A 24,579-nucleotide genomic window follows, 5' to 3' on the forward strand; every position below is an offset into this window, starting at 1 on the left:
GGTGTATCTGTAAACGTGAGTGCTCACAGCCGCTCTGATAAGTCTGGTGACTGGTCGACGTCATATCTTGGGGCTTTCTCTGGTGGTATGGGCGTTACTAACCGCAATGAAAGTGGCAGTGGTAACAGCCATACGGTTGATAACCGGGGCGATATGGATGATTACGTTCTGTTTGAGTTTGATCAGAATGTCGTCATTGATAGTGCTTTCCTCGGTTATGTTGTTGATGACAGCGACATGAGTGTCTGGATAGGCACTTTGGATAATGCATTTAATAACCATACCAACCTGAGTGACGATATTCTGTCGCAGATGGGCTTCACCGAGATTAATGCCGGTTCTTCGTCAACGCGTCTGGCTGATCTGAATGCAGATGAATTGGAAGGCAATGTTCTGATTATTGCTGCTAAAACAGAAAGCTCGAATGATGAGTTTAAAATTCAACATTTGAATGTTCAGGTGAAAGAGTCTGCGTGTGAAAGTGATGGAGAGTGTGCTCCTATCATTATCGAAGCAGAGGATATGTACCTTAAGGACTATAAGGTTGAGTCGAATAGTGCCGCGTCAGGTGAGGCCGTTGTTAAGCTGAGTGACAATGACGGATATGTGAAAACTACCTTCGATGGCGAGAGTGGTAACTATGACTTCACGTTGAACTATATCGACGAAAATGATGGTTACGGTATGTTGAAAATTAAGATTAACGGGTCAACTGTTAAGACTATTAATCTTGATCAGCAGGTTGGTGATCATAAGAATGGTTTTGCTTCAGTGACAATTGACGAGCTCCACTTGAGTAAAGGTGATGAGATTAAAGTTTCTGGCTGGAAAGACAGTGGCGAGTATGCTCGAATTGATAGTATTGTTCTGGAAAACTGCGATACGGGTAATATACCTATGAATGTCGCGTCTGAAGAGGGTTACTTTGATACAGGAGACAGTATCGATCTGAGTAATGTAGAAAGGCTTGAGTCTTCATCGACTGCTAGTCGGACTAGTAGCCTCAGTTCGTCGGATCTTGGCATGGAAGAACAAACGGAGTTTGCTTACGAAGGTGATAATGGTACTTTCGATGCACTGGACATTCCTGATATGACTGTTCTGGGCACTGCAGATGATCAACAAGTAGCGTAACGGTCTGTTTCAGACTAAAAAAGCTCAGCGTTCACGCTGAGCTTTTTTGTTTCTGGAAGCCAGAAGTTAACAGATAGGAGATAGCAGGGATGGCAACTGAGATAAAGCTTACATTAGCGAATTAATGATAACTGCCGCACCTGTTGTAACAGACGTCGGTTTTGTGGCGCATCAGTGCCGGTTTTTTCGGCTTGTTTACATAAAAAGCCAGTAATTTGTTCGATCTCTGTTGATCTTTTTTTCTGAATATCCTGCAGCATAGAGGAGTAGTTTTCTGCGGTTAACGTGGCTATCGACACGGCCATGTCATACAGAGGCTTTTCAAATAAAGGCTGTCCGCAGGACGCAGCAATAGTTTCTACCTCACGACATACTGCTTGCATCTTTTCTGCTAGCGTTGCATCTGATACTAGCATGCCATTTTTGCAGTTGTTTAATGCAGTAAGGGGGTTGATAGCCGCATTGATAGCAACTTTGCACCATAGCTTGTGTTCGATGTCGTCAATCAAAGAGAGTGTCAGGTCTCCTGACGGCGACAGGGATAATGGCTTGTTCGATAGTGCTTTTCTGGATATGGCGCCTATCAATGTTTCCCCATGACCCGCTCTGACAACATGAAAAGGGGAACGTAAATAAGCGCCATCGGTGGTTGTCGCCGCCCAGATCGATAGTTCAGGGAAAAGCGTAACGGCTTCTTGCTGTGGCCCTAATCCGTTTTGTAGCAATATCACATTAGCGTCACTGCTGAGCCTATCTGCGACTGACTGTAAGGCGTTGATTGTGGAATAAGCTTTGGTGCAGATAACTAGGTTCTGGATAGGCGTGTTTTTTTCTGCCAATTCAGCGTTAACCTTATATGTTTTGATTTCACCATCCGTGGCTTGGTAAGTAACACCGCCGTTTGTACTTAATTGTTGCAGGCGTTCATTACTGCTTAGAATTAAAGTAACATCATGCCTGGATTTAAAAAGCTGTACTGCCCAGGTGCAGCCTATGGCGCCAGCGCCGAGAATATGCCAATGCATAGTAATAAACCATTGAGAACACATCATAATAACGAGAATTGCTTTTTAGCCTGATGCATAAGGTGAAAAGCCTCGTGTGCTTGGTTAAAATAACCTAGCTAATACTGTATTAAAAGTAACTGAGGAAAACGAGTATGCCATCATTTGATATTGTTTCTGAGCTGGATAAGCATGAAGTCACCAATGCGGTGGATCAGGCTAATCGTGAAATTCAGACGCGTTTTGATTTTAAAGGTGTCGCCGCCAGATTCGAGTTAAATGGTGACAATGTAAACATGGAAGCAGAAGTAGATTTTCAACTTCAACAGATGTTGGAAGTATTACGTTCTAAGTTGTTAGCTCGTGGCATTGATATCAAGTGTTTGGAAGAAAAAGATCCTGATACATCGGGTGTGAAGGCACGTCAAGAGCTCGCGATTAAGCAGGGACTTGATCAGCCCGTAGCGAAAAAAATTATTAAAACGATCAAAGACGCTAAATTGAAAGTACAAACACAGATTCAGGGAGAAAAAGTGCGTGTTACCGGGAAAAAGCGTGATGACCTTCAGCAAGCGATGGCGTTGTTGAAAAACTCGGATATTGACATGCCACTGCAATACAACAATTTTCGCGATTAGCAGTCGATAGGTTTTTTTATCGATTTATTTATTGGATCGGTAAATACACAAGGGGTCGGCATTAGATCAGGCCGCCCCTTGAACAGCAACGAAAAAGCAGATTACTTACTTGCTTTTTTAAGCTTCTTTTTCAGTTTTTTGACTTTCTTTGCCTGCTTTTCGATTTTAGCTACGCGTGTTTTGATTTCGCTTTTAACTTCTTTTACTTTTGCTTTAGCTTCTTTTATTTTAGACATTTGATCTTCTCCATTTAACTTCTATGAGTAATGCGTTACTGACTAAACAATTCTAGTTTTTAGACGCTTGTCCATGCTCCGCAATAAAACTACGTATAAACCGGCGTAACTCTCGAGCTGCACTCGTATCCAGTTCGTCACATAATGATACAAAATCATTACGCTCATCTTCATTGATACGAATCACAAGCTGGCTGTTTTTTGGTTTCTTTTTTGTACCCATCCACGAGGACCTCAAAGCAGGTAATGTGAGAAAAATACAGCAGAAAAGCCCGCTTGTATGTCTATTAAAAGTACATCTTATGTATATACGTTGTAATGCATAGTCTAGCTTTACTGGAGCAAAGTCAACAATGTTATAAATAATTCATATTGAGTTGTCATCATTTGCTTTTAATAGGTGTAATTCTTGCAGCCATCCATACCAAAATTAATACAGGAATTCCGAGTAGTGTAGTGCCGGTAAAGAACCAGGTGTAATCGAAACTATCTACCACTCCACCCGAGAAACCACCTAAAAATTTGGGAAACAGCAGCATGACTGAGCTAAATAGCGCATATTGTGTGGCTGAATACTGAATGTTAGTCAGGCTTGACAGGTAGGCAACAAAAGCAGCAGTCGCTATACCACCGCTGAGATTATCTAACGAGATAACCACGGTAAGCATCAGTGTGTCGTGGCCTAACGTTGCTAACCAGGCAAACAAAAGGTTAGTGCCCGCTGCCAGTAGAGCGCCGATGAACAGAATCTTCATGACGCCAAAGCGGTTGACTAAAATGCCACCCAGACCCGCGCCAATGATTGTCATCACAACACCATAGATCTTAATAATCTGTGCTACTTCCTGTTTGGTAAATCCCATATCGACGTAGAATACGTTGGCAATAATCCCAAGAATGACATCTGAAATACGGTAAGTGCCAATCAGCGCCAAAATAATAAGCGCCTGTTTCCCATAACGATGAATAAAGTCTGCAAAAGGACAAATAACAGCGATGTAACTCCACCCTAAAAAGCGGGATAACCAAGAGGGCAGGTGAGCCAGTTGCTCAGCTTTTGTAGTGATTTTTTGTTGTTGTTGAAGCGTTTCCTGATCCATTTCAACGGCCGGAGGTTCGGCAATCACCAGGGTAGTGATCAGGCCCGTTCCCATGAGCGCAGCCATACAAAGATAAGCAACTTGCCATGAGTGTTTCGAATAGAGGGCAGGGTCTACATCGATCCAGGCGGCCAGAGCAAGGGCACCGGCGCCGGCAACAATCATCGCTAAACGGTAACCTGCCATATAGGTAGCCGCCATGGCCGCTTGAAGTCTCTCTCCTGCTGATTCAATACGATATGCGTCAATGACGATATCTTGTGTCGCAGAACTAAACGCCACAGCGATGGCCAATAGTGCCATATAGTTGAGGTTTACCAGTGGATCTGAAAAAGCTAAGCCGCTAAGGCTGGCGATGAGTAAGCATTGAGAGAGGAATAGCCAGCTTCTGCGCCGGCCAAGCCAGCGGGAAAGGAAAGGGAGGGAGAGGCGGTCAATCAGCGGGGCCCAGAGCCATTTAAAGCCATAAGCAAGGCCTACCCAAGAGAAATAAGTGATAACACTGCGCTCGACCCCCGCCTCCCGCAACCAGAAAGATAGCGTGCCAAATACCAGTAATATAGGCAGCCCGGAGGAAAAGCCAAGAAATAAAAGAGCAATAGCGCGTGGATGAAGATAAATCTTTAACGAGCCAAGCCAGGTATCGGGTAGTGAATCAACAGATGACATGGAGAAAACCTTCGAGATCGATGCGCGCTATTGTGTCCGGCTTGGAGGGAGATGTAAACGCCATGAAAAAAGCCGACACGAAGTCGGCTATTTTTCAAGGGTGGCTGGCATCAGATGCGCAGAGCACCATCTACTTCGATGCAGCGACCGTTAATATAGTCATTTTGGAAAATGAAAGTAACCGTTTTTGCGATCTCTTCTGGTGTACCCAGACGCTTAGCAGGGATACCTGCAGCAATTTTTTCCAGCGCTTCTGGTTTCATGCTCAGTACCATTTCTGTACCGATGTAACCTGGAGCGATAGACGCTGCACGCACGCCGTAACGCGCTAGTTCTTTAGCCCATGTAACCGCCATTGCCTGTGCGCCTGCTTTTGTAGCAGTATAGTTGGTCTGGCCCATGTTACCTGAACGTGAAACAGAAGAGATGTTAATAATGCATCCCTGAGAACCTGTTTCGATCATTTTAATAGCCGCTTCACGACCGCAGAGGAAAGTACCGGTCAGGTTAACGTCCATAACCAGATTCCACTGATCCAAAGTCATTTTCTTAACGACTTTACCGTCTTTCACTTTAATGAACAGGCCATCACGCGTGATACCTGCATTGTTAACCAATCCGTGCAGTGTGCCGAAGTCTGCTACGACGTCATTGAAAAGCTTTTCAACGCTTGCTTCGTCAGCAACGTTAGCGATGTATCCGCGAGCTTCAACGCCTTTTTCCATGCAAAGACCAACAGTAACATCCAAGTCTTCTGCGTTCAGGTCAGCCAGTGCTATTTTAGCACCCTGTCCTGCTAGTTCTAAAGCCATTGATCGACCTAGTCCGCGGCCGCCACCGGTAATAACGATAACTTTATCTTTCAATTCCATCGTAGAGTCCCCTGTTCTATGAGTGCTACTTTAATCTTCATCTTCATCTTAATGACTTATTGTGCACTGCGGAATATTGCAGTGCAACAAAAAATAGAGTGTAGTTGAATAAATGTCCATCAATAATTTATATTGTACGGGTATATACTTATATGGGAAACTTGGTCATTGTCTATAAATATAGTTTAACCTACTGATTTATATTGTTTTTAAATGAATATAGTTAATTAGGATGTGTACAAAAGTATCTGCTTAGACTATGGTCGTACTCTTGAAGTTTTTTCAATCATCTGATTTGATTAACAAAATAATTCAGGTTTTTACTATGCCATTTCTCTTTCTGCTTTTTATCCTGATACCTATTATCGAGATTACGGTTCTTATCAATGTCGGACAAACGATAGGGACCTGGTATACGGTTGGTCTTGTCTTGTTGTCGGCTTTTATCGGCATCAATATGCTCAGGTATCAGGGTTTGTCTACGCTTGCCCGAGCGCAGCAGCGGCTTAATGCTGGAGAGATGCCAGCGCAAGAAATGGTGGAAGGCTTAGTGCTGGCTGTGGGTGGTGCGTTATTAATAACCCCGGGGTTCGTAACAGATTTCATAGGTTTTTGTTGTTTGATTCCATTTACCCGACAAGCGTTTGTCAAAGGCCTGATGAAACGCTTTCAAGTGGTTTCGATGTCCAAACGACAAACATTTGAGCAAACAGATACATTTGATGAGTCCAAATTTGGGCATCATTCCTCTTTCAAAGATCCTTCCAAGCCCCCCAGACAGGGCGATATCATCGATGGTGAATTTCGTCGTGATGATTAATCTGTAAATATCCATAAAAATATTCTTAGCGGGTGTTGAAATGCACCCGTGTGCCCCCACTTATGATATCAACCGGTAACCAGATGGTTACGGTCTTCGACTTATCAATAGCTTTATCGCATTTTGATTAAACCATCAGGAGAGAAATTAGATGAAAATTCGTCCGCTTCACGATCGTGTAGTAGTTCGTCGCAGTGAAGAAGAAAAAACAACAGCCGGTGGTATCTTGCTACCAGGTTCTGCTGCTGAAAAACCGAATGAAGGTGAAGTCTTAGCTGTTGGCCAGGGTCGTGTACTTAAAAATGGTGAAGTACAGCCTTTATCCGTCAAAGTAGGTGACAAGATCCTATTTGGACAGTATGCAGGTTCTAACATGGTTAAGATCGATGGTGAAGAGCTGCTGATCATGAACGAAAGCGAAATTTACGGTGTTCTGGAAAGTTAATTCCAGCACTTTTACTGCTTTCGATAAAACATTACTAATAACATTAAGTAACAGGATTTAGAAACAATGGCTGCTAAAGACGTACGTTTTGGTAATGATGCTCGCCAGCGCATGCTGGAAGGTGTCAACATTCTGGCTAACGCTGTAAAAACAACATTGGGCCCTAAAGGTCGCAACGTTATTTTAGATAAAGCATTCGGCGCACCTACTGTCACTAAAGACGGTGTATCTGTAGCTAAAGAGATCGAACTGGAAGATAAGTTCGAGAACATGGGCGCACAGATGGTTAAAGAAGTGGCTTCACAGGCTAACGATGTTGCTGGTGATGGTACAACTACGGCAACCGTTCTTGCTCAGGCAATCGTTTGTGAAGGCTTAAAATCAGTTGCAGCGGGTATGAACCCAATGGATCTGAAACGCGGTATCGATAAAGCTTCTGCTGCTGTTGTTGCAGAGATTAAGAAGATGGCTGTTCCGTGTACAGATTCTAAAGCGATTGCTCAGGTAGGTACTATCTCTGCAAACTCTGATGAAGTTGTCGGTCAGCTAATTGCTGAAGCAATGGAAAAAGTAGGCAAAGAAGGTGTTATTACCGTTGAAGAAGGCTCTGGGCTGGAAAACGAGCTGACGGTTGTTGAAGGTATGCAGTTTGACCGTGGTTACCTGTCTCCTTACTTTATCAACAATCAGGAAAGCATGACGGTTGAATTAGAACAGCCATACATTCTTTTAGTTGATAAGAAGATTTCAAGCATCCGTGATTTGCTTCCAACACTGGAGCAGGTTGCTAAATCTTCCCGTCCGCTGTTGATCATTTCTGAAGATGTTGAAGGCGAAGCGTTGGCAACTCTGGTTGTTAACAACATGCGCGGTATCGTTAAAGTGGCTGCTGTTAAAGCACCTGGCTTTGGTGATCGTCGTAAAGCCATGCTGGAAGATATCGCTGTATTGTCGGGTGGTACTGTTATTTCTGAAGAAGTGGGACTGAGCCTGGAAACAGCAACTCTGGAACATTTGGGTCAGGCTAAGCGTGTTACTGTGACTAAAGAAAACACTATCCTGGTTGATGGTGCCGGTAATACTGATGCTATCGAAGCTCGTGTTAACCAGATCCGTGCTCAGCTCGAAGATACTTCTTCAGATTACGATCGTGAAAAACTGCAGGAACGTGTTGCTAAATTGGCTGGCGGTGTTGCTGTCATTAAAGTTGGCGCAGCGACTGAAGTTGAAATGAAAGAGAAAAAAGCGCGTGTAGAAGATGCATTGAATGCAACGCGTGCAGCGGTAGAAGAAGGCGTGGTTCCTGGCGGTGGTGTTGCTTTGATTCGTGCTCTGCAGGCTGTTGAAGGTATGGAAGGGGATAACCACGACCAGACAATCGGTATTCAGTTAGCTTGCCGTGCAATGGAAGCTCCACTGCGTCAGATCGTTAACAATGCTGGCGGTGAAGGTTCGGTTGTTGTTGCAAAAGTACGTGAAGGTACAGGTTCTTTCGGTTACAACGCTGGTAACGATACTTACGGCGATATGCTGGAAATGGGTATCCTGGATCCAGCTAAAGTAACACGTTCTGCTTTGCAGGCAGCGTCTTCTGTTGCAGGTCTGATGATCACAACTGAAGCGATGATTGCAGACAAGCCTCAGGAAGCCGGTGCAGGTGGTATGCCTGATATGGGCGGCATGGGTGGAATGGGCGGCATGGGAGGAATGATGTAATTCATTTAGCTCATAGCTTTTAATAAAAACCCGACCTCTGGTCGGGTTTTTTGTTTTTAACTGTCTAATAATTAAAAGAAAAAATAGATCATTTAGATTCTCTATAGGCTTACTCGTAATCTCGATTGGTATGTTGGTAGCGTTGCGGTAGTCTGGTTTTAGTCCTCATGACTACAAAATACCCTAACAGAATAATCAAAAAGGGATACCGAGATGAAAAAGACCGCTTTGCTATTCGCAGGTGCAGCACTTGCGTTGAATATAGCCAGTGCACAGGCTGCCACCTTAAGAATGGCTTATGATGCCGACCCTGTTTCTCTTGATCCATATGAGCAGCTTTCCGGCGGTACATTGCAGTTATCTCATATGACCTATGACCCACTGGTACGCTGGGATAGGAATCTGGGCTTTGAGCCACGCTTGGCTGAGAAATGGGAGCGCATTGACGATAACACGATGCGTTTTCACTTACGCAAAGGCGTAAAATTCCACAGTGGTAATGAACTCTCTACAAAAGATATCGCTTTTACTTTTAAGCGCTTGCAGGAATCGCCCGATTTTAAAGGGGTATTCGCACCGTTCAAGGCACTGAATGTCATCGATGATCACACCTTCGATATGGTCACGGCTGAGCCGTTTCCGCTGATTCTTAATAATATGACTTATCTGTTTCCGATGGATAGTGTCTTTTTTAGCGGAGATGATGCTAATGGCAAGCCTAAAGATATGTTGGTAAAGCATGGCGATTCATTTGCCTCGAGTAACCTTTCAGGAACGGGGCCTTTCACCGTTTCGTATCGTGAACAGGGTGTTAGGGTTGAGTTTGCCCGCAACGCTGATTACTGGGATAAAAATTCACCCGGTAATGTTGATAAAATTGTCTTTACGCCGATCAAAGAAGCACCGACCCGTGTAGCGGCACTTCTGGCCGGTGATGTCGATTTTATCGCACCTGTTCCTCCGACGGATCATGATCGAATTAAAGAAAGCGATAAGGTTGATTTAGTGACGATGGGGGGGACGCGTATCATCACCTTCCAGATGAACCAGGAACGGGTTGAAGCATTTAAAGATGTGCGGGTTCGTCAGGCGGTTAATTATGCGATTAACCAGGAAGGTATCGTTCAGAAAATCATGAAAGGCTTTGCAACACCGGCGGCTCAGTTTTCTCCAGCAGGCTACCTTGGGCATAACGCTGCGTTAACACCACGCTACGATTTGAAAAAAGCAAAAGCGTTAATGACAGAAGCGGGGTATGAAAAAGGCTTTACCGTCACCATGATGGCGCCTAATAACCGTTATGTGAATGATGAGAAAATTGCTCAGGCAGTTGTTTCTATGCTTTCAAAAATTAATATCAAAGTTGATCTTAAAACCATGCCTAAAGCTCAATACTGGCCTGCGTTTGATGAGCGTGCTGCCGATATGATGATGATAGGCTGGCATTCTGATACCGAAGATACCAATAACTTCTTCGAATTTTTATCAGCATGTGCAAACAAGGATACAGGTGCCGGGCAGTACAACAGCGGTAACTATTGTAACCCTGACGTGGACGCTATGATGGTTGAGGCGAACACAGTGACTGACGCTGAAAAGCGTGCAGCTATCATGCAGGCGATGGAAAAAGCGGTATACGATGATGCAGGGTTTGTACCTTTGCACTGGCAGAACCTGAGCTGGGGCGCTCGTAAGGGTGTAGATATTGCTCCGGTGGTTAATGTTATGGACTTTCCTTACCTTGGTGACCTGGTCATTAAAGAGTAAGCCTAGTCTCAAGCAATATCTGAGTGGCGCTGATATGTCGCTCAGGTATTGTTCCTAGCCTTTTGGAGCTACCGCTCCGGCCTAGAATAAAAAGCATAAAACATCTGGCTTTGTGAACCACACTGCCAAATCCTAAGGCTGATAATCATGATTGCGTTCTTTGTTAAACGGTTTTTTCAAGCGGTTGTTGTGATGTTTGTCATCAGCCTTATTAGTTTCTCTATCCAGGATAATCTGGGTGATCCGTTAAGAGAACTGGTAGGGCAAGCAGTATCGGAAGAGGAACGTCAGACGATGCGGGATGAGATGGGATTAAATGATCCATTTCTGGTGCAATATCTGCGTTTTGCTAAAAAAGCAGTGCAGGGTGACCTTGGGAACTCCTATTTTTTCAAAAAACCTGCTTTTGAAGTGATCATGAAAAAACTACCAGCGACATTGGAACTGGTATTTGGCGCCACTATTATTATCGTTCTTTTTTCAGTCCCCATCGGTGTGTACTCCGCTATTCATCCAGAGAAATGGTTTTCAAAAACAGTGATGGGTTTGAGTATTGTCGGGATATCGATCCCTGTATTTTTGACAGCGATTGGCTTGATCTATCTGTTTGCAATAGAGCTTAACTGGCTTCCTTCCTATGGCCGGGGAGAGACGACCAGTGTGATGGGTTTCTGGGAAACCGGGCTGTTATCTGCGGATGGCTTAAGACATCTGATATTACCCAGTTTCACCTTGGCTTCTATCATGCTGCCGTTGTTTATCCGGCTTATCCGCGCTGAAATGATGGAGGTGCTGCAGTCTGAATATGTCAAATTTGCCTGGGCAAAAGGGATTTCTCCGCGACGTATCTATTTTGTTCATGCACTGAAGAACACTATGCTGCCGGTCATCACTGTGGGTGGTGTGCAGATAGGCACGATGGTGGCTTATACCATTCTTACCGAAACCGTTTTTCAGTGGCCGGGTATGGGCTTTCTGTTTCTTGAGGCGGTGAATAGAGTAGATACACCCCTGATTGTGGCTTATCTGATCGTTGTAGGCGCGATCTTCGTTGTCACCAATACCTTAGTTGATCTGATCTATGGTCTGGTTAATCCGACAGTTAATCTGGCAGGTAAAAAATAATGGCTGATTCTACGCAACAAATGGAGCAGCAACCGACAACTTTGCAACGCTTTAAAGCGTCTCACTTCTGGCATAGCTTCAGGATAGATCGGGTTGCACAACTGAGTTTTATAGTTTTTTTGATTTATGCGTTATTGGCCATTTTTGCGTCAGTCATCGCACCTTTCGATCCTTATGATGCGTCTCAGATTGATATTATGAATTCTGAGATTCCGCCTAGCTGGGAAGAGGGTGGGGAGGAAGGTTTTCTTTTAGGAACCGATGCGCAAGGGCGCGATATGCTGTCGACGATTCTCTATGGCACACGGGTGTCTTTGATGATCGGGCTTTGTGCGGTGGCTTTACAGGCGTTGCTGGGTATTGTTATCGGGCTAACGGCCGGATATATCGGTGGGCGTGTCGATAGTTTGTTGATGCGTATAGCCGATATTCAGTTGTCTTTCTCGACGCTGATGGTCGCTATTATTGTGTTGGCGGTGTTTCAAGCGACCTTTGGGACTGAGCTGTATCAGCAGTTGGCGATGATCATGTTGATTCTGGTGATTGGTATTGCTGAGTGGCCACAGTATGCCAGGACAATTCGTGCATCCGTGTTGGCAGAGAAAAAGAAAGAATATGTAGATGCGGCACGAGTCATGGGGTTTGGCAGGTTAAGAATTATGTTTCGACATATTCTGCCTAATACACTCTCGCCTATTTTGGTTATTTCTACGGTGCAGATTGCTAATGCGATTATTTCGGAAGCATCGCTGTCCTTTTTAGGATTGGGGATGCCGGTATCTCAGCCTTCATTAGGGTCGCTAATCTCCAGTGGTTTTGAATATATCTTCTCTGGCGCTTGGTGGATTACTGTTATCCCGGGTGTGGTATTGGTCGTACTGGTACTGGTAATGAACTTACTGGGTGACTGGATGCGCGATGTCCTTAATCCAAAACTGTATAAGGGGTAACACATGCCTTTGTTAGAAGTTAATAACCTGGAAGTGTGTTTTGGCCTTAGAAGCGGCGCGGTTAAAGCACTTCGTGATGTTAGTTTTACACTCGAGAGAGGTGAGCGTTTAGGTGTGGTTGGCGAGTCGGGTGCGGGCAAGTCTGTGCTTGGATTCTCAATTATAAACCTGTTGTCACGCCCTGGGCACATCTCAGCGGGTAATGTTAATTTTGAAGGAAAAGATCTGGCGAGTCTGGCACCGGAAGAACTGAGGTCAATCCGTGGCAATCGAATCTCTATGATCTTTCAGGATCCGATGATGACACTCAATCCGGTGCTGACGATTGGTGTGCAGATGGTGGAGTGCCTGCAAGCGCATCGTCAGATATCCACTTCGGATGCTAAACGTATCGCCTTGAAGAGGTTACAACAGGTACAGATTCCTTCAGCGGAAAAGCGTTTGGACCAATATCCTCATGAGCTATCCGGTGGTATGCGCCAACGTATTGTTATTGCCATTGGATTACTGCTTGATCCTGACATTATTATCGCGGATGAGCCAACCACGGCTCTGGATGTCACCATTCAGGCTGAGATCATGGATCTGATGCTTAATCTTTGTGAGCAGAATAATGTGGCGTTGATCCTGATTACTCATGATCTGGGTGTGGTGTCACAGGTGACGCAGCGCATGCTGGTAATGTATGCCGGCCGCATTATTGAACAGGGGCCTACCAAGGAAATCATCAATGATGCGCAGCACCCTTATACACAAGGACTGATGAATGCGTTGCCACAAATGGCAATACCCGGACAAAAACTGAATCAGATTAAAGGTACGATGCCGCCGCTGCAGAACATACCAACAGGCTGCTCATTCAATCCGCGTTGCGAGTATGTGATGGATATCTGTACTAAGAAATTGCCGCCTTTTACTCAGTCAGGCAACTGTCTGGTTGCTTGTCATATGGTCGCTGACTCTCAACATGGGCCTCAACAAGAAAAACTGCGCAGTGAAGAGGTGTGATGATGACAGAGCAGAATAATTCACTGGTACAGATTCGGGATCTGTACAAACGTTTTTCTATCTCGGGTGACTTGCTGGATCAGTTGCAGTTCAAAGGCGGAAAACTGATTCGCCATCAAGAGTATGTACATGCGATAAATGGGGTGTCACTGGATGTGATGCCAGGTGAGGCGCTGTGTGTGGTGGGTGAATCCGGTTGTGGGAAATCAACCGTTGCCCGAACGGTGATGGGATTGTTAACGCCTACGGCGGGGCAGATTTTCTATCGCGGTGAGCGGATTGATAATCTGAGTGATAAGCAGATGCTGCCGTATCGTAAAAAGATGCAGATGATTTTTCAAAACCCTTACGCATCATTGAATCCTCGGATGACGATAATGGAAACCCTGCGTGAGCCGATCCGTTTTCATAATCGGGCGATGTCTTCGGGTGAAATTCGCGACAAAATAGCGGAAGTGATGCTCGCAGTTGGCGTTGATCCCAGTTGGGGAGAGCGCTATTCACACGAGTTTTCAGGAGGGCAGCGGCAACGTATCAGCATTGCGCGGGCGTTGGCTGTTGATCCGGAGTTTATTGTCGCGGATGAGCCAATATCAGCGCTGGATGTATCTATTCAGGCGCAGGTGCTTAACTTAATGATGGATGCGCAGAAAGAGCGCAACCTGACCTATCTTTTTATCACGCATGATCTTGCTGTGGTGGAACATTTTGGTACCCGTGTTGCTGTGATGTATCTGGGCACTTTATGTGAGTTAGCACCGACTAAACAGTTGTTTTCCAGTCCACGCCATCCTTATACTCAGGCACTGATGTCGGCCATTCCCCGTTTAGAGGATGACAGACCTGATTACATTAAGCTAACAGGGGAAGTACCGACGCCCGTTAATCTGCCTTCTGGCTGTGTCTTCCATGGTCGTTGCCCACATGTTAATGAGCGTTGTAAACGAGAAATTCCGGCGCTGACTCTGTTACAGGATGGTACTCAGGTCGCGTGCCATGGCGTAGAAGAGAACCGCTTATAACGGCGGGTACTCATGTAGAATCTATTGATTAGCATTTATTGATTTAGCTTGGTGAGGTGTTACATGCTTAAGGTCAGCAGTCAGTTTGATGCCGGTAATATTGAGGTGATTGACAATTCCTCGCTACAAGATATTCAGCTGCAGATTCGTAAAGATCATAACTCAGACTTCTATCAATGGTTTTATTTTCGTGTCCAGGGTGGCGCGGGTGAAACGCTGCGACTGCGCTTGCTTAATGCCGCAGAGGCCGCTTATCCAGATGGTTGGGATAACTATCAAGCCGTCGCTTCTTATGATCGCCAAGAGTGGTTTCGGGTGCCGACCCGATATAATAATGGTGAATTGATTATCGAACACACTCCAGAACAAGGCAGCATTTACTATGCCTACTTTGCACCCTATAGCTTTGAGCAGCACCTTGATTTAATCGCCGCTGCTCAGCAGTCTGAGCTATGTGACGTTAAGGATATAGGCAGCACATTAGATGGCAGAGATATTAACTTACTGCGGATTGCCTCTGATGAGTCTGACGTTAGCAAACGGCTTAATATATGGGTAACTGCACGCCAGCATCCGGGAGAAACCATGGCTGAATGGTTTGTTGAGGGGATGTTAGAGCGCTTGCTCGATGAAGAAGATGCACTGGCCGCTGACCTGTTGAAGCAATGTACCTTCTGGGTAGTGCCTAACATGAATCCGGATGGTGCGGTGCGCGGTCACCTTAGAACTAATGCGGCAGGTGTTAACCTGAATCGGGAGTGGCAAACGCCGACACTGGAAAAAAGCCCTGAGGTTTTCTGTGTGCGCGAACAAATGATGGCGCATGGTGTGGATCTGTTCCTTGATATTCATGGTGATGAAGCGTTACCGTGTAATTTTATAGCCGGGCAGGCGGGCGCACCGGATGTGTCTGCTAAGACGCTGGCTGAAGAAGAGCAGTTTAAGCACAATCTGCGACGGGTGAATCCCGACTTTCAGTTGGAACGCGGTTATGAGCCTGGTAAGTTCGGGCCAGAAACACTGACGATTGCTTCGTTTTGGGTGGGTGATCACTTTCATTGTCCGGCTATGACTTTAGAGATGCCGTTTAAGGATCATGATGAGCGTCCGGATCCGGTTTATGGCTGGTCAGCAGAGCGTTCGCGAAAGCTTGGTGCATCTATGCTCAACCCGATTAAAGACTGGCTAGCCAGGCGTTAATGCTGAGTTTCAAAGCAGCTTTTTTGAGGTTAGACGGTTTGGAGCTTTGGGAGTATGGCGCTCTTGGAATATGGGGCTTTGAGAGTATGAGGCTTAGACATTATGGGGCCTAGCCGGTATGGAGTTCGCCAAGTATGGAGTTGAGGTGGTTAGATGACTTTATCGCTTTGGCGCGTACACGTCATTTTTCCAGAGCAGCCGAAGAGCGAAATGTAACTCAGCCTACCTTGAGTCGTCGCATCAAGCTGCTTGAGGATGAAATGGGTGTCACGCTGATAGACAGAAATACACTGCCTTTGAGCCTGACGCCTGCCGGGGAGATATTTTTAAGCGGTGCCGAGAATATGTCGCGAATAGCCCGTGATACTAAATCTCAATGCCGTGAAATTCGAAAGCAGGTCGATAGTCGCTTGCGATTTGCCACTACTCAGACGCTGTATCTGCTCTTTTACCGAAACTGGCTTATGCCCGCGTCTGAGCGACACGGCTTTCCTATTGATCTTAATCTGAACTCGACCTCCTGGGCCGCTAGTGATTTTGTGTCTGCTTTGACGCAGGGTCAATGTGATCTGGTGTTGTGCTATTGGCATCCACTGATTAACTTCATTCAGGGATTTGATGATCCTGGGTTTGAGTATCTTGTGGTGTGCGATGATGAGTTAGTGCCGGTGACGGCATTAGGGGAGGATAATCAGCCACTCTTTCGACTGCCAGGTACGTCGCGCAACCCTTTGCCTTATATCAGTTACCACAACAGTTCGTTCCTTCGCCCGCTGATAGATCATTCATTACAACAAACCGCAGAAACACCGCATCTGGTGACTATTAATGAAAATATGTTATCTGTCAGCGTTAAAGCGATGATTAAAGAAAGCTTTGGCGTAGGTTGGTTACCTAAACGCCTGATCAATGAAAGTCTTACTTATAACAGGCTTGCACTGGCGGGCGATGCGCAATGGAATATCCCACTTCAGATCCGCTTATATCGTTTGAAAGACAGTCATCGCGCTACATTAGATCCTTTTTGGGAGAAGATGCGCGCAGAGCTGCAAACGGATGGCCTTATAGAGACGAAAAGTTAATCATGAAAGCATTGTTTACTGATCATCTGGCTGCACTTATACAACGAACGGAAATCGCGCTTGAGAATGAGCGGTTTGATGCATTGCTGATCCACTCAGGTAGTACAAAGAATTATTTCTTAGATGATTATGCGCCGGTATTTAAGCCGAACCCGCATTTTGTGCAGTGGATGCCTTTTCTGACCGAGCACCCCGAGTGTTGGCTGATTATCAAGCCGGGCACCAAGCCATGCTTATTTCTCTATTCGCCCGATGATTTCTGGCATATAAGCGCTGCAAAACCTACTGATTTCTGGAGTGAGCTATTTGATATACAAGTGTTCACCGATATTGAAACGCAATTAAAACAGATGCCATTAGCTGGGAATGTCGCTTTAATTGCGGCAGATTCTGTTGGACTTGCGCAAGCCACCCTTGAGCACAACCCCGAACGACTTATGCATGCGCTGCATTTTTTACGCGCAGAAAAGACGGCGTGGGAGCAACATTGTATTCGTCAGGCTAATCAGGGTGCGGTTAAAGGCCATCAGTTTACTCAAAACGGATTTCTGGCAGGAATGACCGAGTATGAGCTGCATCAGGGCTATCTCAGCGCGATCGGCCATCTGGAAAAAGAGTTGCCGTATAGTAATATTATTGCGTTGAACGAGCATGCCGCTGTTTTGCATTATCAGCATAAAGATCGCAAAGTGCCAGAACAACATCGCACACTGCTTGTGGATGGCGGTGCTGTTTATCATGGGTATGTGGCTGATATTACCCGCACGGTTAGTCAGGGAAGTCAGGATTTCCAGGCGCTGCTTAGTGCTATGGATAGCGTGCAGCAGTCTTTAGTGGATACGATCAAGCCAGGCGTTCCTTTTCTCAGTCTTCATGAGACGATGCATCAGCAGCTTTTTCGAATATTGGCTGATGCCGGTATTATTAAGCGAAGTCATCTGCTGGATCAATCAGAGTCGTTATCGATTACCCGCATTTTTTATCCTCATGGGTTAGGGCACCTGTTGGGTATTCAGGTGCATGATATTGGCGGATGGCAGCAGGACAGTGAAGGCCGCATGCTCAATCCGCCGCAGGATCATCCTTTTTTACGTCTGAACCGGACGCTAAAAGCAAATATGGTGGTTACCATTGAACCCGGGCTGTATTTCATTCCACAGCTGTTGAGTCAGCTCAAAAGTACGCCTTTGGCGGATTATATTGATTGGCCTTTGGTTGATTCATTGACGCCGTGGGGAGGTATTCGTATTGAAGATAACGTCTGCGTAACTGCCAATGGTGTTGAGAACTATACGCGGGATGCGTTTAATCATCTGAAATAGAATATATCTGATTGGCGGGACTTTTGTTGCTTGTTTAAAGCTGGTAATTTGTGACCAGTATTTTAACTAAGGCATAGTGTTCTGATGAGCCATGATAATAACGATCTGCATGTACCTAACCTGGGCCCTGCAGATCGTAGCCCGGCAACTTTAAAAGTCGATGTTTCTGAAAAAATAATCCACTCCGAACAATCAGCTTCGCATACGGTCGCACAAACTGGAAATGGTGGTGGCTGGTTTACAACCTTAATCCTGGTGTTGCTGACGGCCGCGTGCAGCGGTTTAGGATATCTGGGTTTTGGACTGCAGCAAACCATCATTGAGCAGCAGCAAACAGTCAGTAATGCTGCTGAGCGAATCAGTGAACTAGAGAGAATGCTGAATGTCGCCAGCGATAGCGCCGTACAAACAGGCCAGACACTGGAGCAGCGTTTGTTACAGGTTAATCAAGATGCTACGGAAAAATACAGCTTCTACGATTCTGAAATTGCCAAGTTGTGGGATGTTGCCAATAAGCGTAATAAGAACAGTATTGATGCGCTGAGCGCAGAACTAAAAGATCTGACTGAGCACGTCAGTAAGTCTGATCAAACGACTATTGCGGCAAATAGTGTGCTGGTTAAAGGACAGCAGGAGCAGACTAAATTGCTGGCTACCTTTGAGCAAAAAGTTGCGCAGGTAGCTACGTTAGCCACCCAAGCTGCTGCGGTTGATAAGAAACTGACTGAGCTGATCAATGCCAACAGTCAGTTGTCTAAAGATCAGGCCGCCCTGAAAAGCAGCGATGCAGAAAACTTAAAATCATTAAGGCAGAGTATATCTTCGCTGCAGACACAGATCGCTATTTTTGAAGAGACACTGGGAGAGAAGCAATCTAACCAGCAAGCGTCACTGAACAAGATAGTGAGTCGTTTAAGCGCTGTGGAGAAGTCATCTCGCAGCGGCGGAGGGAATATTGAAGCACGTGTGAAAGCCAATGAGCAGGCCATCCGGGCTATTGATGGCACGCGTCGCCAGACGAATAGCGATATCCTCTTTCTCACCAATAAACTAAATGCGTTACAGCTCAAAGTTAATAGGCTGTAACAGGCATCGTACGGCAGGAGTATAGTATGTTGAAGGTATATGGCAGTGTGTTTTCGCGGGCTGGCATGGTCATGGTTACACTGGAAACGCTGGGGCTGGACTATGAGCTGATCAATATCGGCACACGCAGCGACGCATCACAATCTGCCGATTACCGTCGAATCAACCCGACAGGTAAAGTTCCTACCTTGCAGGATGGTGATTTCTTCCTTTTTGAAACTCAGGCGATTTTGTACTATCTGGTCAGAAAGTACGGCAAAGGCCGTTTATGGGCCGACACACCGCAAGCGGAAGCGGATATTTTACGTTGGTCTTTGTATATCAGTAATCAGCTGGAAGTGCCGGCATTAGACTTGTTATTGCAATTTAAGTACTCGGGTGGCCAGCCAGATCAGCAGATCATTGATAATGCGGCTACACAGTTGCAGCGTTTTTTACCTGCACTTGAAGCTCAGTTGCAAGGTAAAGAGTATCTGGTGGGCGATAAAACCATCGCTGATATCCATGGCGCTATGGTGTTAAGCTGGCCTAAGTTGGCAGGTTTTGACTACAGTCCATATCCTAATGTTGATCAATGGATAAGCCGTATTCTGGCGTCCCCTGAAAATAAAAAAGTGGCAGCCGCTGCTCAGTAGTCAGTAACCTTGTAAGTGAAGTTGTCATTAAGGCACTGAAAAAGGTTGGGACTAGGTTGGAAAAAGCTTAAAAAGCGTGGAAAAGTATGCAAAGTACAGGTGTAAAAAATTTGCGCAATGCTAAACAGCAAGGCAAAATACCTGCTCTTATAATAGCAGAGGTTTTAAACACGAACCGATGAGGATTCGAACGTTTTTCGCTTTACGCCTGCATGACTCAGTCGTAAGGCAGTTGGCCGATCATGCCGATAATTTGTGTGAATATGACCGCAAACTCGAAGTTGATTGGGTTGATTCAGATCACTATCATTTAACACTGTGTTTTTTGGGTGATACTGCATTGGATCAGGTCGATCATCTGGAGCAACTGGCAAAGGAGCAGTTGAAAGATGAGCTATCTTTTCAAGTGTGTCTGGAAAAGGTTAACTATTATGAAATCAGCCAGCGCCTGTCGTTAATCGCCGCGTTACCTGCTGAGAATGATGCGTTACGTTCTTTGCAGAAAAGTGTAGCTGATATGGTAAAAACAGCGGGAATTAAAAGCACGCCTGATGATTTTAAGCCGCATATTACGTTAGGAAAACTGCCGAAGAAAAATAAACTGAAGCATCCTGAAGAGTGGCCTGAGCTGAATCTATACAGCCTTGCTGATTCTGTTGTGCTTTTACAAAGTAAGCCGGGTGAGTATGGCTCTGTTTACACTCCCTTATTTGAAGTTGATCTGCAGGATCTCGCCTGAGCTTGAATCTAGAGTCCGAATCTACAGTTGCAACCGACACACAAATCTAAACCCCGAGCAGAAATGAGTAATTGCTAAGTATGCGAAGCCCCGAATTATTGTCTCCTGCGGGAACACTGAAAAATATGAAATACGCATTTGCCTATGGTGCAGATGCTGTGTATGCCGGCCAGCCCCGTTATAGTTTGAGGGTACGCAATAACGACTTCACTATGGCTAATCTGGCAGAGGGGATCGAGTATGCTCACAGACGCAATAAAAAGTTCTTTTTAGCCAGTAACATTTTGCCGCACAACAGTAAGTTAAAAACCTATATTGATGACTTGCGTCCGGTTATCGAAATGGGGCCTGATGCGATTATTATGTCAGATCCTGGTTTGATCATGCTAGTCAAAGAGCAGTTTCCACATATTCCTATTCATCTGTCTGTTCAGGCAAACACGATGAACTGGGCAGCGGTAAAGTTTTGGCATCAAGCGGGTATTGAACGTGTCATTTTATCTCGTGAGTTGTCACTGGATGAAGTGGCCGAGATACGTCAACGCTGCCCTGAAATGGAGATTGAAGTTTTTGTTCATGGCGCGTTGTGTATTGCCTACTCGGGACGTTGCCTGTTATCTGGTTATATCAACAAACGTGATCCGAATCAGGGCACCTGTACTAATACTTGCCGCTGGAAATATGATGCACATGAGGCAAAGCAGGATGACTCGGGCGATATCATTGCTGTGCAGTCATTTGATCCTGTAGAACAGGCAGTCGAGCCTTCATTAGGCGAAGGCGCGCCAACTAATAAGATCTTCCTGTTACAGGAAGAGACGCGTCCGGGTGAGTTCATGCCAGCGTTTGAAGATGAGCATGGTACCTATATCATGAACTCAAAAGATCTTCGCGCTATTCAGCATGTGCACAGGCTTGCAGAGATGGGCGTAGATTCGCTTAAAATTGAGGGTCGTACTAAATCTCACTATTACGCTGCACGTACCGCTCAGGCCTATCGTAAAGCAATAGATGATGCGGTGGCGGGTAAGCCATTTGATATGGGGTTGATGGATGAGCTGGAGAATCTGGCCAGCCGTGGTTTTACTGAGGGCTTCTATCGTCGTCATGTTCATGATGAATATCAGAATTACGAAACCGGCCACTCGATTGGTGTTCACCAGCAGTTTGTTGGTGAGGTTTCAGGCTATGACACCAACAGCGGTCTGATGACAGTGGAAATAAAAAACCACTTCAAAAAAGGCGATACGCTGGAATTGATGACACCCTCTGGCAATCGAAAATTTAAACTGGATACCATGATCAACAAGCGTGGTGAGGTCGTTGATGTCGCACCAGGTTCTGGTCATGTGATGCAAATTCCCATCGATGTCGATGCTGATATGACGTATGCGTTATTAATGCGTGATCTGCCGAATGCGCCGGCTGCTGCGTAACATAGCGAATAATTTCAGAGAACTACTACAGAGAACTAAAAAGGTGCTATTGAGCACCTTTTTTAACGACGTATGAAAAACATTAGTAAAGACAAATATAAATTCATTCATGCGCTGCGTCCGTTTTCATTCGCGGTTGCACTGGTAGCATGTGGTGCTGGTGTATCCTTGGCGTGGGTCGAAGGATGGCGCAATCCTGCAAGTATTCTGCTGGTTTTTCTGGGTGGAGTACTGCTTCAGGCGGGTGTTAACCTGATTAATGACTACTCAGATCTGAGCGAAAAAAGTGCGCTAAAGCCTACGCAGATAGAGGCGATTAAACGTAATTTTCAGATAGGGATGGGCTGTTTTGCCGTCGCTGCAGCTATTGGTTTATGGTTTGTTTATCAGGTTGGCTTTGCATTCTTTATACTCTGCATGGGCGGCTTGCTTGGCGCCCTCGGCTACACCTTAAAACCCGTTAATTATAAAACCCGTGGGTTAGGTGTCGTGTTGGTATTCTGGCTGATGGGCGTGTTGATGGTGCTGGGTAGCTATTTGGCGCTGACAGGGCACTGGAATACAAATGTGATTTGGTTCAGCATCCCGGTGAGCTTGTTAGTCTCGTTATTGTTGTTGAGTAATGAGTTGCGTGATTATGAAGCGGATAAGCACGCCACTATACAAACACTGGTGGTGCGTCTTGGCTATCAGAAGGGCATTCTGATCTATAAAGCGCTTGTAGCAGCGGTAGGCTTGAGCGTGATGCTTCTGGCGTGGCGGTTTAATCAACCCTGGTTGTTATCGGGGTTATTGGCCTTTGTTTTTTTACCACGTCTGATAGGCTTGTTGCGGGCTGATGCCTCAGAGCGAGGGCCGCTGACGTCGGGAAGTGGGCGAATGCTGATGGTTTTTGGCGTTCTGTATAACTTGTCACTACTATTTGGTTACTCTTCCTGACATCGGTTTTAAGAGCGAGAGGGGCTTATTAGCATTTGTGCGCTGGTTCTGGCAATGGCCTCCAGATCGTCACGGTTGACATAGATCCCGTCATTAAATAATCGACAAAGCCCGTGCAATGCGGCCCAACTGGCTTGTGCTATGCGTAATGCGGGTTCACCACTGTCAAACAATCCCTGTTGCTGTAACTGCTCGATCCACTCTACCCATATCCTGAAGCTGTTTTTTGAGACTAACTTCAGTGACTCGGTAGGCGCGCCTGTTTTCCATATCTCCCGGCCAAACATCAGGTCATAAGTTTCCGGATGCTCGTTCGCAAAGCGGATATAGGCGAGCACATAATGCTCAAACATAGCCGCCGCAGTGAGCTGAGGGTGCTCGCTCGGTATTTGCTTAACAGCCTGATCCTGCAATAAAAATCCCTGTTCAGCGATGGCGCAGAGTAACGCGTTCTTATCTTTAAAGTGGTGATAGGGCGCGGTTCTGGAAACCCCGACCTGATCGGCCAGTTTACGCATCGATAGTGATTCGACACCCCCCTGACGAATAATGTCGGTCGCTTTATTCAATAATGTCAGGCGCAGATCGCCGTGGTGGTAAGGTTTTTTGTCTTTTATCATGGGCGGAATTTATCAAGCTATCTTGACAGTGTCAAAATAGAATATTATCTTGACGCTGTCCAGATAATAAAAAGTCATAAAATCGCAGTAAAAACAGGAAATTCTGATGAGCTACCAGACCTTTGACCTGACGGTAACTGATACGATTGCACACCTGCAACTCAACAGGCCGGATGCATACAACTCAATGAACCGGGCTTTTTGGCAGGAATTTCCTGAAGCGATCCGTGCAGTGGATAATGCAGCACAGGCGAGGGTGTTGGTGATCTCCTCTGGCGGGAAGCATTTCAGTGCAGGTATGGATCTGGAGATTTTTACTCAGCCAGATCCGCAGATGTTTAACGGTGAAGCAGGACGTCGTGCTGAAGCGATGCGTCGTTTGGTTCAGCAGTTACAAGCCTGTTTTTCGGTTTTAGAAGAGATACGAATACCCGTGATTACGGCCATTCAGGGCGGTTGTATCGGGGGGGCACTGGACCTTGTGTGTGCCAGTGATATGCGTTATTGCACGTCGGATGCTTTTTTTACCGTCAAGGAAACTGAGTTGGGTATGACTGCCGACTTAGGCACGTTGCAGCGGTTACCAGGGTTAATTGCACCAGGTCTGGCGCGTGAGTTGGCCTATACGGGTCGCAAGATGTTGGCGCAGGAGGCGTTAAGCAGTGGCTTTGTAAATCAGATTTATTCAAACCAGCAACAGATGTTGGATGGCGTGATGCAGATTGCCGCACAAATTGCCTCGCGATCTCCTTTAGCCGTTACTGGTTGTAAGCAGATGATCAATTATGCCCGTGACCACAATACTGCCGATAGCCTCAGTTATATGGCAACCTGGCAGGCGGGGATGTTTCAACCGGCGGATATGATGCAGACTTTCACTGCAAAAATGTCAGGTAAAAAGCCTGAGTTTGAAGCATTAAGGCCCGGAAAGCCCGCATTCACCGACTAAATAGTCAGAAGTCAGTAGTAAAAAGCAGTCAAAATATAAACAGAATAAAAAGACAGAACAGGAAG

Annotated in this window: 25 protein-coding genes; 19 read left to right on the forward strand and 6 right to left on the reverse strand. The window is 45.8% G+C overall.

Annotated features, from left to right (window positions below; translation table 11 throughout):
- Nucleotides 1-1,134, forward strand: a 1,134-nt coding sequence (locus tag BM099_RS20395; RefSeq protein WP_218150138.1) for a carbohydrate-binding protein, incomplete at its 5' end; no start/stop codon positions are given.
- Between the two features lie 113 nt (nucleotides 1,135-1,247).
- On the opposite strand, the gene BM099_RS05025 is transcribed toward BM099_RS20395, so the two are convergent.
- Entirely contained in the window at nucleotides 1,248-2,159 is a 912-nt protein-coding gene (locus BM099_RS05025) for a ketopantoate reductase family protein (RefSeq protein WP_177201089.1), read from the reverse strand.
- 134 nt (nucleotides 2,160-2,293) lie between these two features.
- On the opposite strand from BM099_RS05025, the gene BM099_RS05030 reads away from it, so the two are divergent.
- The gene (locus tag BM099_RS05030) at nucleotides 2,294-2,776 is read left to right on the forward strand and encodes a YajQ family cyclic di-GMP-binding protein (RefSeq protein WP_090725299.1); all 483 of its coding nucleotides are present in this window, start codon (nucleotides 2,294-2,296) and stop codon (nucleotides 2,774-2,776) included.
- Between the two features lie 101 nt (nucleotides 2,777-2,877).
- Here BM099_RS05030 and BM099_RS20770 read toward each other — a convergent pair whose 3' ends face one another.
- From BM099_RS20770 to BM099_RS05040, 4 genes are all read right to left on the reverse strand, one after another.
- The gene (locus BM099_RS20770; RefSeq protein WP_269750454.1) at nucleotides 2,878-3,012 is read right to left on the reverse strand and encodes a hypothetical protein; all 135 of its coding nucleotides are present in this window, start codon (nucleotides 3,010-3,012) and stop codon (nucleotides 2,878-2,880) included.
- A gap of 52 nt (nucleotides 3,013-3,064) precedes the next feature.
- Complete coding sequence (locus BM099_RS20400) at nucleotides 3,065-3,235, reverse strand: hypothetical protein (protein WP_177201090.1); 171 nt, start codon at nucleotides 3,233-3,235, stop codon at nucleotides 3,065-3,067.
- Between the two features lie 160 nt (nucleotides 3,236-3,395).
- Nucleotides 3,396-4,781: an AmpG family muropeptide MFS transporter gene (locus BM099_RS05035; protein ID WP_090725302.1), complete on the reverse strand. Its 1,386-nt coding sequence runs from the start codon at nucleotides 4,779-4,781 to the stop codon at nucleotides 3,396-3,398.
- A gap of 110 nt (nucleotides 4,782-4,891) precedes the next feature.
- Nucleotides 4,892-5,653, reverse strand: coding sequence for an SDR family oxidoreductase (locus BM099_RS05040; RefSeq protein ID WP_090725305.1), 762 nt, complete (start codon nucleotides 5,651-5,653; stop codon nucleotides 4,892-4,894).
- 325 nt (nucleotides 5,654-5,978) lie between these two features.
- Here BM099_RS05040 and BM099_RS05045 point away from each other — a divergent pair, with 325 nt between their 5' ends.
- From BM099_RS05045 to BM099_RS05120, 16 genes are all read left to right on the forward strand, one after another.
- Entirely contained in the window at nucleotides 5,979-6,473 is a 495-nt protein-coding gene (locus tag BM099_RS05045) for an FxsA family protein (protein ID WP_090726139.1), read from the forward strand.
- A 151-nt stretch (nucleotides 6,474-6,624) separates the two neighbouring features.
- Nucleotides 6,625-6,918: a co-chaperone GroES gene (locus BM099_RS05050; protein WP_090725308.1), complete on the forward strand. Its 294-nt coding sequence runs from the start codon at nucleotides 6,625-6,627 to the stop codon at nucleotides 6,916-6,918.
- Between the two features lie 66 nt (nucleotides 6,919-6,984).
- Entirely contained in the window at nucleotides 6,985-8,634 is a 1,650-nt protein-coding gene (gene groL, locus BM099_RS05055) for a chaperonin GroEL (protein WP_090725311.1), read from the forward strand.
- Between the two features lie 213 nt (nucleotides 8,635-8,847).
- The gene (locus BM099_RS05060; protein WP_090725314.1) at nucleotides 8,848-10,401 is read left to right on the forward strand and encodes an ABC transporter substrate-binding protein; all 1,554 of its coding nucleotides are present in this window, start codon (nucleotides 8,848-8,850) and stop codon (nucleotides 10,399-10,401) included.
- A gap of 147 nt (nucleotides 10,402-10,548) precedes the next feature.
- A complete protein-coding gene (locus BM099_RS05065) occupies nucleotides 10,549-11,526 on the forward strand; it encodes an ABC transporter permease (RefSeq protein ID WP_090725317.1) in 978 nt (325 codons plus the stop codon).
- Nucleotides 11,527-11,546: 20 nt separating this feature from the next.
- Nucleotides 11,547-12,476, forward strand: coding sequence for an ABC transporter permease (locus BM099_RS05070; RefSeq protein ID WP_415860132.1), 930 nt, complete (start codon nucleotides 11,547-11,549; stop codon nucleotides 12,474-12,476).
- Between the two features lie 3 nt (nucleotides 12,477-12,479).
- Complete coding sequence (locus BM099_RS05075) at nucleotides 12,480-13,484, forward strand: ABC transporter ATP-binding protein (RefSeq protein WP_090725325.1); 1,005 nt, start codon at nucleotides 12,480-12,482, stop codon at nucleotides 13,482-13,484.
- Nucleotides 13,484-14,506, forward strand: coding sequence for an ABC transporter ATP-binding protein (locus tag BM099_RS05080; protein WP_090725328.1), 1,023 nt, complete (start codon nucleotides 13,484-13,486; stop codon nucleotides 14,504-14,506). Before BM099_RS05075 ends, BM099_RS05080 begins: the two co-directional genes overlap by 1 nt.
- A gap of 63 nt (nucleotides 14,507-14,569) precedes the next feature.
- Nucleotides 14,570-15,706: a M14 family metallopeptidase gene (locus BM099_RS05085; RefSeq protein ID WP_090725332.1), complete on the forward strand. Its 1,137-nt coding sequence runs from the start codon at nucleotides 14,570-14,572 to the stop codon at nucleotides 15,704-15,706.
- Nucleotides 15,707-15,840: 134 nt separating this feature from the next.
- On the forward strand, nucleotides 15,841-16,788 hold the full coding sequence (locus BM099_RS05090; protein ID WP_090725334.1) for a LysR family transcriptional regulator: 948 nt from the start codon (nucleotides 15,841-15,843) through the stop codon (nucleotides 16,786-16,788).
- 2 nt (nucleotides 16,789-16,790) lie between these two features.
- On the forward strand, nucleotides 16,791-18,110 hold the full coding sequence (gene pepQ / locus BM099_RS05095; RefSeq protein WP_090725337.1) for a Xaa-Pro dipeptidase: 1,320 nt from the start codon (nucleotides 16,791-16,793) through the stop codon (nucleotides 18,108-18,110).
- Between the two features lie 84 nt (nucleotides 18,111-18,194).
- Nucleotides 18,195-19,196: a hypothetical protein gene (locus BM099_RS05100; RefSeq protein WP_090725340.1), complete on the forward strand. Its 1,002-nt coding sequence runs from the start codon at nucleotides 18,195-18,197 to the stop codon at nucleotides 19,194-19,196.
- 26 nt (nucleotides 19,197-19,222) lie between these two features.
- The gene (locus BM099_RS05105) at nucleotides 19,223-19,831 is read left to right on the forward strand and encodes a glutathione S-transferase family protein (RefSeq protein ID WP_090725342.1); all 609 of its coding nucleotides are present in this window, start codon (nucleotides 19,223-19,225) and stop codon (nucleotides 19,829-19,831) included.
- A 178-nt stretch (nucleotides 19,832-20,009) separates the two neighbouring features.
- Nucleotides 20,010-20,570 carry an RNA 2',3'-cyclic phosphodiesterase gene (thpR, locus tag BM099_RS05110; RefSeq protein WP_090725345.1) on the forward strand — a complete coding sequence of 187 codons (561 nt, stop codon included), beginning with the start codon at nucleotides 20,010-20,012 and terminating at the stop codon, nucleotides 20,568-20,570.
- Nucleotides 20,571-20,650: 80 nt separating this feature from the next.
- A complete protein-coding gene (gene trhP / locus BM099_RS05115) occupies nucleotides 20,651-22,006 on the forward strand; it encodes a prephenate-dependent tRNA uridine(34) hydroxylase TrhP (RefSeq protein WP_090725347.1) in 1,356 nt (451 codons plus the stop codon).
- A gap of 72 nt (nucleotides 22,007-22,078) precedes the next feature.
- Nucleotides 22,079-22,945, forward strand: coding sequence for a prenyltransferase (locus BM099_RS05120; protein WP_090725350.1), 867 nt, complete (start codon nucleotides 22,079-22,081; stop codon nucleotides 22,943-22,945).
- 8 nt (nucleotides 22,946-22,953) lie between these two features.
- Here the strand turns inward: BM099_RS05120 and BM099_RS05125 are convergent, their stop codons facing one another.
- Nucleotides 22,954-23,565: a TetR/AcrR family transcriptional regulator gene (locus tag BM099_RS05125; protein ID WP_090725353.1), complete on the reverse strand. Its 612-nt coding sequence runs from the start codon at nucleotides 23,563-23,565 to the stop codon at nucleotides 22,954-22,956.
- Nucleotides 23,566-23,671: 106 nt separating this feature from the next.
- Between BM099_RS05125 and BM099_RS05130 the strand changes: the two genes are divergently transcribed.
- The gene (locus tag BM099_RS05130) at nucleotides 23,672-24,514 is read left to right on the forward strand and encodes a crotonase/enoyl-CoA hydratase family protein (protein ID WP_090725355.1); all 843 of its coding nucleotides are present in this window, start codon (nucleotides 23,672-23,674) and stop codon (nucleotides 24,512-24,514) included.
- The last annotated feature ends 65 nt before the right edge of the window (nucleotides 24,515-24,579 follow it).

It is taken from the genome of Neptunomonas qingdaonensis (genome assembly GCF_900113275.1).
Classification (GTDB): domain Bacteria; phylum Pseudomonadota; class Gammaproteobacteria; order Pseudomonadales; family Balneatricaceae; genus Neptunomonas; species Neptunomonas qingdaonensis.